8 protein-coding genes are annotated in these 6995 nt (G+C 65.4%); 6 read left to right on the top strand and 2 right to left on the bottom strand.

The annotated features are described in order from the left end of the window. Positions 1-222 precede the first annotated feature (222 nt). The 4 genes from rplU to proB all read left to right on the top strand — a co-directional run bounded on the left by rplU (position 223) and on the right by proB (position 3173). Positions 223-534: a 50S ribosomal protein L21 gene (gene rplU, locus ACCC97_RS17395; protein WP_007833243.1), complete on the top strand. Its 312-nt coding sequence runs from the start codon at positions 223-225 to the stop codon at positions 532-534. Positions 535-546: 12 nt separating this feature from the next. Further along, positions 547-807: a 50S ribosomal protein L27 gene (gene rpmA, locus ACCC97_RS17390; RefSeq protein ID WP_007833244.1), complete on the top strand. Its 261-nt coding sequence runs from the start codon at positions 547-549 to the stop codon at positions 805-807. A gap of 71 nt (positions 808-878) precedes the next feature. Then, positions 879-1955, top strand: a complete 1077-nt coding sequence (gene cgtA, locus ACCC97_RS17385; protein ID WP_007833246.1) for an Obg family GTPase CgtA — start codon at positions 879-881, stop codon at positions 1953-1955. A 78-nt stretch (positions 1956-2033) separates the two neighbouring features. Continuing rightward, positions 2034-3173 carry a glutamate 5-kinase gene (gene proB / locus ACCC97_RS17380; RefSeq protein ID WP_413334056.1) on the top strand — a complete coding sequence of 380 codons (1140 nt, stop codon included), beginning with the start codon at positions 2034-2036 and terminating at the stop codon, positions 3171-3173. Positions 3174-3214: 41 nt separating this feature from the next. On the opposite strand, the gene ACCC97_RS17375 is transcribed toward proB, so the two are convergent. Together ACCC97_RS17375 and ACCC97_RS17370 are read right to left on the bottom strand one after the other, a co-directional pair. Continuing rightward, positions 3215-3664 (bottom strand): CNP1-like family protein, encoded by a 450-nt coding sequence (locus ACCC97_RS17375; protein ID WP_237726091.1) that lies wholly within the window; start codon positions 3662-3664, stop codon positions 3215-3217. A gap of 91 nt (positions 3665-3755) precedes the next feature. Further along, complete coding sequence (locus ACCC97_RS17370) at positions 3756-4424, bottom strand: RNA pyrophosphohydrolase (protein ID WP_007833253.1); 669 nt, start codon at positions 4422-4424, stop codon at positions 3756-3758. 147 nt (positions 4425-4571) lie between these two features. Between ACCC97_RS17370 and ACCC97_RS17365 the strand changes: the two genes are divergently transcribed. Both ACCC97_RS17365 and ACCC97_RS17360 read left to right on the top strand, forming a co-directional pair. Beyond that, entirely contained in the window at positions 4572-6317 is a 1746-nt protein-coding gene (locus ACCC97_RS17365) for a proline--tRNA ligase (RefSeq protein WP_413334054.1), read from the top strand. Further along, complete coding sequence (locus ACCC97_RS17360; protein ID WP_007833257.1) at positions 6314-6991, top strand: lytic transglycosylase domain-containing protein; 678 nt, start codon at positions 6314-6316, stop codon at positions 6989-6991. The genes ACCC97_RS17365 and ACCC97_RS17360 overlap by 4 nt, the downstream gene beginning before the upstream one ends. Positions 6992-6995: the final 4 nt, after the last annotated feature.

The raw sequence follows: 6995 nt of genomic DNA, 5'->3' as shown, positions 1-6995 counted from the left end.
TGGGGGAGGTGTCGGCGGCGGGAACTGGCAAAGCGGAGGCGCGGAGCGCTGCGGAGGATGAGGGCGACCCAGGCTGGGGAAGGGCCGGAAGGCGCAAATTATAGGGAGCCGCCACGGTTTGCCGGGAGCGCTTCGGGTCGGGAGTGGTTAGCAAGCACAAACCGCGCTATAATCTTGGGCTCTGCGGAATTCGCTGCGGAGACTCATTTCTAAGAGGTTTACATGTACGCGGTCATAAAAACCGGCGGCAAGCAGTATCGCGTTGCTTCCGGCGAAAAAATTAAAGTAGAACAGATTGCTGCGGACGTAGGCCAGGAAATCGTGATCGACCAGGTTCTGGCCGTCGGAAACGGCGCTGAAATCAAGGTTGGCACGCCCCTGGTGTCCGGCGCAACGGTGACAGTCACGGTACTGTCGCACGGCAAGCACGACAAGGTGCACATCTTCAAGATGCGCCGTCGCAAGCACTATCAGAAACGTCAAGGCCATCGCCAGCAGTTCACCGAACTGCAAATCGGCGCGATCGCCGGCTAAGGAGCACATTCCATGGCACAGAAAAAAGGCGGCGGCTCAACGCGAAACGGGCGCGATTCCAAGCCCAAGATGCTCGGCGTGAAGGCTTTCGGCGGCGAACTGATCAGCGCAGGCTCGATCATCGTGCGCCAGCGCGGCACCCAGTTCCATCCCGGCGTGAACGTCGGCGTGGGCAAGGACCACACGCTGTTTGCCCTGGTCGACGGCCACGTGTCGTTCGGTCACAAGGGTGCACTCAACAAGCACACGGTCAACGTGACCCCCGCGGCGTAAGCCTCGAGTCACTTCGAACTGCCCGAGGCCCCGCATTGCCGGGGCTTCTTCATTTGTAAACTGGACATCCCATGAAGTTCGTCGACGAAGCCTTCATCGACATCGCCGCGGGCGATGGCGGCAACGGCTGCGTGTCGTTCCGTCATGAGAAGTACAAGGAATTCGGCGGCCCCAACGGCGGCGACGGCGGCCGTGGCGGCCACGTGTTCGCGGTGGCCGACTCGAACCTCAACACCCTGGTCGACTTTCGCTACTCGCGCCGGCACGAAGCCAAGCGCGGCGAGCACGGCATGGGCTCCGACATGTTCGGTGCCGCTGGCGACGACATCACGCTCAAGATGCCGGTTGGCACGATCATCTCCGACGCCGAAACGGGCGAAGTGCTGTTCGAGCTGTTGAAGGAGGGCGAGGTCATCACCATCGCCAAGGGCGGCGACGGCGGCTTCGGAAACATGCGCTTCAAGAGCGCCATCAACCGCGCGCCGCGCCAGAAGACCCCGGGCTGGCCCGGCGAGAAGCGCAGCCTCAAGCTCGAACTCAAGGTTCTGGCCGATGTCGGCCTGCTCGGCATGCCGAACGCAGGCAAGTCGACGCTGATCAGCGCGATTTCGAACGCCCGCCCGCGCATCGCGGACTATCCCTTCACCACGCTGCACCCGAACCTGGGCGTCGTGCGCGTGGGCCCGGAGCAGAGCTTCGTGGTGGCAGACCTTCCCGGCCTGATCGAAGGCGCTTCCGAGGGCGCAGGCCTGGGCCATCTCTTCCTGCGGCACCTGCAGCGCACGCGCCTGCTGCTGCATGTGATCGACATGGCGCCGTTCGACGACAACGTCGACCCGGTGGCACAGGCCAAGGCCATCGTCGGCGAGCTCAAGAAGTACGACGCCGCACTCTACGAAAAGCCGCGCTGGCTCGTGCTCAACAAGCTCGACATGGTGCCGGCCGAAGAACGCGCAGCGCGCGTCAAGGACTTCGTGAAGCGCCTGCGCTTCAAGGGGCCGGTGTTCGAAATCTCGGCGCTCACGCGCGAAGGCTGCGAACATCTGGTGCAGGCCATCTATCAGCAGGTCAAGGCGCAGCAGGTGGCCGAGCATGCGCCGGTGGTCGTCGACCCGCGCTTCACGCCGCTGCCTCCCGAGGGCGCTTAGCGGCACCGCAGCATTGCCCGTGATGCTGCCAACGGACAGATAGACAGACAAAAGCAACCTCGCAGCATTCACCGCAAAATGACCTCGAACTCCGGATCCACAGCCTTGCGGGATGCCCGCCGTATCGTCGTCAAGGTGGGCTCCAGCCTCGTGACCAACGAGGGGCGCGGCCTCGACGAGGCAGCCATCGGCGAATGGTGCCGGCAACTGGCCGCGCTGGTGCGCGAGGGTCGCGAGGTCGTCATGGTGTCGAGCGGAGCGATCGCCGAAGGCATGAAGCGTCTCGGCTGGCGAACCCGGCCGCACGAGGTCCATGAACTGCAGGCCGCCGCGGCTGTGGGGCAGATGGGCCTGGCCCAGATGTACGAAACCAAGCTGCGCGAAAACGAGATAGGCAGTGCGCAGGTGCTGCTGACCCATGCCGACCTGGCCGATCGCGAGCGCTACCTCAATGCCCGTTCGACGCTGGTCACGCTGCTCAAGCTGGGCGTGGTGCCGGTCATCAACGAGAACGACACCGTCGTCAACGACGAGATCAAGTTCGGCGACAACGACACGCTCGGCGCGCTCGTGGCGAACCTCGTCGAGGCCGACGCACTGGTCATCCTCACAGACCAGAAGGGCCTGTACACGGCCGACCCGCGCAAGGACGTCGACGCGAAGTTCGTGCACGAAGCCGCCGCCGGCGACCCGGCGCTCGAGGCCATGGCGGGCGGCGCCGGCTCCAGCATCGGCCGCGGCGGAATGATCACCAAGATTCTTGCGGCCAAGCGCGCGGCCGGCTCGGGCGCCTCCACCGTCATCGCCTGGGGGCGCGAGTCCGATGCTCTGCTGCGCCTGGCGCGAGGCGAGTCCATCGGTACGCTACTGGTGGCGCAGACAGCCAAGCACCAGGCCCGCAAGCGCTGGATGGCCGATCACCTGCAACTGCGCGGCGCCGTCGTTGTCGACGCGGGCGCTGCCGCCAAGGTGCGGGCCGAAGGCAAGAGCCTGCTGCCGATCGGCATGACCAGCGTCTCGGGCGAGTTCTCGCGCGGCGACGTGATTGCGGTGCGCGACGTCGATGGCGTCGAACTGGCCCGGGGCCTGGCCAACTATTCGAGCGTGGAAGCGCGCCTGCTGTGCCGCAAGCCCTCGAGCGAATTCGAGCGCCTGCTGGGCTATGTCGCGGAACCGGAGATGGTCCATCGCGACAACATGGTGCTGATGCCCAACTGATGAAAACAACAACGGGGCGCAAGGCCCCGTTGATGGATTGACTACTGCACTTCCCGTATCGGGTTGCGTATGTTCTGGACCATTTCCCCGATCGAGGCGCGCGGCGCATTGCCGCGGCACAGGGCCTGGCGCGACAGCGCCCGGGTGTAGCTCGAATTCAGGTCGTTCAGGCGCTTCCACTCGGGCTTGGCGACGTCTTGCCAGGCGCCGTTGTTGTAGCGCGCATAGCTCTTCATTTCCGCGGTCGAGCAGCGCACGCCTTCATAGAAGGCATTGACGGCGCCGCCATTGCGGTTGTGCGCCACCACCACGTAGCGCACGATGCCGTCGCCCGTGATCGCGATCGTGTTCGGGTCGATGCCGAACTTCAAGCTCATGTACGGCGGCATTTCGATCGGCAGCAGGCGGCTTTCGCTGAAGGCCGGCGGTGGGGGCGTTGCGGTTTCCTCCCACTCCTTGTCCGTCTCGTAGCGCTTGGGCGGCAGCGGCATGCCCCCCTGGGCCCAGTCGGGATTGTCCGTGTCGTGCGGTCCCGAGGCGCATCCCGCAAGGATGCCGAAGCAGGCCAGAAGAAGGACGCGTTCAGCGTTGCGTCGGAAGGAACGGCGCTTTGTTGTCGTGGACAGGAGGTTCATCGCTCGCAGAAGGAATGTCGGGATGCGGATCGAAACTGCCGCCGGGCGGCAGGTCCAGTCCGGGAGGCGCCCCGGCGTCCAGCGAATGGCGCTCGAATTCTCGGGCGCGCACGTTGCTGCGCAGGAAGCGGTTGCGGAAATCCTGCCGTGGCAGGTAGCGAGCAAGCTCGGTCAGCGCCATCTCATAGACGCCGCGCTTGAACTCGACGACCACGTCGAGCGGCACCCAGTAGTCATGCCAGCGCCAGGCGTCGAATTCGGGATGGTCGGTGGCACGCAGGTTGAGATCCCAGTCGTGGCCGGTGAGTTGCAGCAAATACCAGATTTGTTTCTGGCCCTTGTAGTGGCCCCGTGCGTCACGGCGGATGAACCGATCCGGCACCTCGTAGCGCAACCAGTCGCGGGTACGGGCCACGATGCGCACGTGCTCCGGATGGAGCCCCACTTCCTCGTGCAGTTCCCGGAACATGGCTTGCTCGGGACTTTCGCCGCGGTCGATGCCGCCTTGCGGAAACTGCCAGGAATGCGTGCGTATGCGTTTGCCCCAGAAAACCTGGTTTCTCTGGTTGAGCAGGATGATGCCGACGTTGGGCCTGAAGCCGTCCCGGTCGAGCATAATCAAACCCCAATTTTTGAACTGAGTCGATTATGCATGCCGGGTTGCCGTCGGCAAGCTGCCGATGCCAGGCTCTCAGGGTCTCTCCGGGGGAGCAGTCCCCCACTTCCAAACTTCGAATCCAGCGAATCCATCACCGCAATCCCGATGAAAGCTTCCCGATTTTTTGTCTCCACCCTCAAGGAAGCGCCCGCTGACGCCGAGGTCGCGAGCCACCGGCTCATGATGCGCGCCGGCATGATCAAGAAGCTCGGCACGGGCATCTACACCTACATGCCCATGGGACTGCGCGTGATCCGCAAGGTCGAAGCCATCGTGCGCGAGGAGATGAACCGCGCCGGCGCCGTCGAGATGACGATGCCCGTGGTGCAGCCTGCCGAGTTCTGGCAGGAGACCGGCCGCTTCGAGAAGATGGGCCCCGAGCTGCTGCGCATCAAGGACCGGCACGACCGCGACTTCGTGATCCAGCCGACCAGCGAAGAGGTGGTGACGGACATCGCGCGCCAGGAAATCCGCAGCTACAAGCAGCTGCCGAAGAATTTCTACCAGATCCAGACCAAGTTCCGCGACGAGCGCCGCCCGCGCTTCGGCCTGATGCGCGGGCGCGAATTCATCATGAAGGACGCCTACAGCTTCGACCGCGACCTCGACGCGGCCAAGGCCAGCTACCAGGTCATGGCGCAGGCCTACCGCAACATCTTCGACCGCTTCGGCCTGCGCTATCGCGCCGTGGCGGCCGACAGCGGCGCCATCGGCGGGGACCTGAGCGAAGAGTTCCAGGTGATCGCCGCCACGGGCGAGGACGCCATCGTCTACTGCCCCGACAGCAATTACGCCGCCAACATGGAAAAGGCCGAGGCCCTGGCCCCGGCCGGCCCGCGCCCTGCCGCCGCCAAGGCGCTCGAGAAGACGCCCACTCCGGGCAAGGCCACCTGCGAAGACGTTGCAGTGCTGCTCGGCGTGCCGCTGTCGACCACGGTCAAGTCGCTCGTGCTGGCCACCGACATTGTCGACGACGCAGGCAACCCCAAGGGCTCGCAGGTCTGGCTGCTGCTGCTGCGCGGCGACCACGAGATGAACGAGATCAAGGTCGGCAAGCTGCCAGGCCTGGACAAGGGCTTTCGCTTCGCGACCCTGGCCGAGATCGACGAGCACTTCGGCTGCAAGCCAGGCTACCTTGGCCCGCTGAACCTCAAGAAGCCCGTCAGGATGGTGGCCGACCGCGAGGTGGCCGTGATGGCCGACTGGATCACGGGCGCCAACGAGATCGACTTCCACATGACCGGCGTCAACTGGGGCCGCGACCTGCCCGAGCCCGACCTGGTCGCCGACCTGCGCAACGTGATCGCCGGCGACGCCTCGCCCGACGGCAAGGGCGTGCTGGCCATCGAGCGCGGCATCGAGGTCGGCCACGTGTTCGTGCTCGGCACCAAGTACAGCAAGGACATGAACGCCACCTACCTCGACGAAGGTGGCAAGCCGCAGTTCCTCGAGATGGGCTGCTACGGCATCGGCATCACGCGCCTGCCGGCGGCGGCCATCGAACAGAACCACGACGAGCGCGGCATCATCTGGCCCGACGCGCTGGCACCGTTCACGGTGGTGGTCTGCCCGATCGGCATGGACCGCAGCCCTGAGGTCAAGGTGGCCGCCGAAGCGCTGTATGAGCAACTGCTCGCTGCCGGCGTCGACGTGTTGCTCGACGACCGCGGCGAGCGCCCCGGCGCGATGTTCGCCGACTGGGAGCTCATCGGCGTGCCGCACCGCGTAGTGATCTCGGACCGCGGTCTGAAGGAAGGCCAGCTCGAATACCAGCACCGCCGTGACACGGCGGCCACCAAGGTACCTGCGGCCGGCATTGCGGAGTTCATCACCGGCAAGCTCGCGAAATGAGCGTGGAGGGCGGCCTCTCGCGACGCCAGTGCCTGGGCGGCGCCGTGACGGCAAGCGCCCTCGCCATGCTGTCGCTGCCACAGACCGCCCTGGCCGGTGCGCAGATCGAGGAGCCGCTGATCGACTCGGTGCGCACCGCGCTCAGCTCGGCCATCCACAACAAGGCACCGCCGGTGCCCCAGTTCGCGAACACCGAGGCCCGGCTCGCCTACCTGCGCTGGTTGGGCGAGATGAGCGAGCGGCTGCGCAAGAAGGTTGCCGACGCGCCATCGCGCATCGAATTCCTGCAGACCGCCTGGTACGAAGCCAAGCGCTCGGGGCTCGACGTGAGCCTGGTGCTCGGGCTCGTCCAGGTCGAGAGCAATTTCCGCAAGTTCGCGGTGTCGAGCGCCGGTGCGCGTGGCTACATGCAGGTCATGCCGTTCTGGACGCGCGTGATCGGCGACGCCGACCCGGCCAAGCTGTTTCACATGCAGACCAACCTGCGCTTCGGCTGCGTCATTCTTCGCCACTACCTCGACCGCGAGAACGGCGACCTGTACATGACGCTGGGTCGCTACAACGGCAGCCGCGGCAAGTCGCCGTACCCGAACGCGGTATTTGCCAACCAGCGGCTCTGGGTGTTCAACGACAGGGAGCGCGAGCGCGAGAAGGACCCCGCCTCCGCAGGCTGAGCCT

It is taken from the genome of Variovorax sp. Varisp85 (genome assembly GCF_047304045.1).
Lineage (GTDB): Bacteria > Pseudomonadota > Gammaproteobacteria > Burkholderiales > Burkholderiaceae_C > Variovorax.
This window is presented reverse-complemented; position numbering and strand designations above follow the sequence as displayed.

What these genes read in the sequence shown, in the direction of transcription:
- cgtA (WP_007833246.1), top strand. Translation starts at nt 879, where the DNA reads ATGAAGTTCGTCGACGAAGCCTTCATCGACATCGCCGCGGGCGATGGC.
- rplU (WP_007833243.1), top strand. Translation starts at nt 223, where the DNA reads ATGTACGCGGTCATAAAAACCGGCGGCAAGCAGTATCGCGTTGCTTCC.
- proB (WP_413334056.1), top strand. Translation starts at nt 2,034, where the DNA reads ATGACCTCGAACTCCGGATCCACAGCCTTGCGGGATGCCCGCCGTATC.
- ACCC97_RS17370 (WP_007833253.1), bottom strand. Translation starts at nt 4,424, where the DNA reads ATGCTCGACCGGGACGGCTTCAGGCCCAACGTCGGCATCATCCTGCTC.
- ACCC97_RS17360 (WP_007833257.1), top strand. Translation starts at nt 6,314, where the DNA reads ATGAGCGTGGAGGGCGGCCTCTCGCGACGCCAGTGCCTGGGCGGCGCC.
- rpmA (WP_007833244.1), top strand. Translation starts at nt 547, where the DNA reads ATGGCACAGAAAAAAGGCGGCGGCTCAACGCGAAACGGGCGCGATTCC.
- ACCC97_RS17375 (WP_237726091.1), bottom strand. Translation starts at nt 3,664, where the DNA reads ATGCCGCTGCCGCCCAAGCGCTACGAGACGGACAAGGAGTGGGAGGAA.
- ACCC97_RS17365 (WP_413334054.1), top strand. Translation starts at nt 4,572, where the DNA reads ATGAAAGCTTCCCGATTTTTTGTCTCCACCCTCAAGGAAGCGCCCGCT.